Annotated in this window: 3 protein-coding genes; 1 reads left to right on the top strand and 2 read right to left on the bottom strand. The window is 75.5% G+C overall.

Features of this window, described 5'->3' with window-relative positions:
• A partial coding sequence (locus AC2W7G_RS15605; protein ID WP_485869244.1) for an SRPBCC family protein occupies positions 1-549 on the bottom strand: 549 nt, incomplete at its 3' end.
• 67 nt (positions 550-616) lie between these two features.
• Here AC2W7G_RS15605 and AC2W7G_RS15600 point away from each other — a divergent pair.
• Positions 617-1,111 carry a VanZ family protein gene (locus AC2W7G_RS15600; RefSeq protein WP_485869243.1) on the top strand — a complete coding sequence of 165 codons (495 nt, stop codon included), beginning with the start codon at positions 617-619 and terminating at the stop codon, positions 1,109-1,111.
• Between the two features lie 132 nt (positions 1,112-1,243).
• On the opposite strand, the gene AC2W7G_RS15595 is transcribed toward AC2W7G_RS15600, so the two are convergent.
• Positions 1,244-1,621: a hypothetical protein gene (locus AC2W7G_RS15595; RefSeq protein ID WP_485869242.1), complete on the bottom strand. Its 378-nt coding sequence runs from the start codon at positions 1,619-1,621 to the stop codon at positions 1,244-1,246.
• Positions 1,622-1,687 lie beyond the last annotated feature (66 nt).

Here is a 1,687-nt window from a genome sequence, read left to right as displayed (position 1 = left end):
GGCGGGCGGGGGTCGGCGGCGTCGATGCTCAACGCGTCGAGCCGGACGGTCATGGCGTCCGCCTCCCCCGGTCCGTGCTCGCCGGCCGGGGGTAGCCGCGCACCACGCCCGCTCGAGCAGGCCGAGCGAGGCCCGCAGGGCGGGCTCGCCGACCACGGGGAAGATCGGCTTCCACTCCGGGGCCGCGTTCGACCAGTCGCAGTAGGACGTCACCCGGGTGCCGCCCTCGTCGGCCGGCTCCAGCTCGTAGCCCCAGACGTGCCCGATCGGCGGCTTCACCGTGCCGTGGATCGTCCACTCGACGCCGCCGGGGTCGTGCCGCGTGATGACCACGGTGACGTCGTAGCGGCCCATCGGCAGGTCGCCCAGCGCCTCGCGGTCCATGTGCACGACGAACGAGTCGCCGACGGCCGCGACGGGACGTCCGGTGGCACCCTGCAGCATCCCGCTGGCGTCGATGGCGACGTGCCCGTCCGGGTCCGACAGCACGGCACGCAGGGTGGCCGGGTCGGCCGGGACGAGACGACTGGCGCTGATCCGCTCGGTCACGGCGCCACGGTAGACCGCCAGCGGGCCCGATCACCACGGCTCGGAGCGGGGACGAGAGACTTCGGCGGTGATCAGCACCTTCATCGCCGGGCACCAGACGCTCGTGGCGATCCTCGTGGCCGGCACGCTCGTCCTGTGCGTCGCGCTCGCCGCCGTCCTCGTCCGCGCGGGTGACCGGGGCCGTCGGGTCGCCGCGGCACTGTCGGGGCTGGGCCTGCTCGGCGTCGTCGGCCTCACGCTCGTGCCGGACCCGGCCCGGGCCGCCGACGTGCGGTGCAACCTCGACCCGGTCTACTTCCTGCGCGACCACGAGAACATGCTGCTGTTCCTCGTGCCCGCGCTGTTCGCCGTCGTGGCCCTGCGTCGTCCGCTCGTGGTGCTGGCCGCGGGCGTCGGGCTGTCGCTCGCGATCGAGGCCGTCCAGGCCGCCGTCCCCGCGGTGGGACGCCGGTGCGACGTCGACGACTGGCTCGCCAACGGCATCGGCACCCTCGTCGGCGTCGCCGTCGCGACCGTGCTGGTCAGCGTCCTCGACCGCCGGGCGGACGCCCCGACGCGCTGAGGCACCCGCCCGCGGTCATCCGGGCGGCAGCCGTCTCCCGCTTCGCGGGGGCGGTGACCACCACTCACCGGCCCGCGCGGTCACGGCACGGCTGGCCGACGTTCGGCTGGTCCACGTCGCCGCCCGGTCTTGTCATGCCGGGCGGCTGCGTGACCACCGGCGCGACAGCTCCCACACCGAGCCGTCGACCGTCGTCACCCACACGGGGACGGGGCGCCGGAGCACCCGCGACCGGCGCACCTCGAGCCGTCCTCCTCCGGTGACGTAGCTGACGGCCACGCGGGTCAGGGTCCGGACGTCGCCGGCTCGCTCCTCGAAGGCTTCGCCGTCGTCCACGACCTCGAGGGTGCGGACGCCCGGCTCCTGGAGCATCAGGTGGCACCAGCCGCCCTCGAGCACGAGCCGAGCCGACCGGTCCGCAGGACCGCTCAGCTGCACGGCGAGACCGTCCTCGGGGTCCCAGCCGGGCACCACGTCGACCCGCGCCGCGTCGCCGACGGTCTCGCGCAACGACCGCGAGCAGCCTCACGTCCTCCCGGGCGCCCCGACCGGGGCAGCCGCAGGGGGCCCCGGGTC

The organism is Aeromicrobium sp. PFPM2_SD2, from assembly GCF_057364525.1.
Note: the sequence above shows the minus strand (reverse complement) of the source record. Positions and strands in the feature narration are given on the sequence as shown.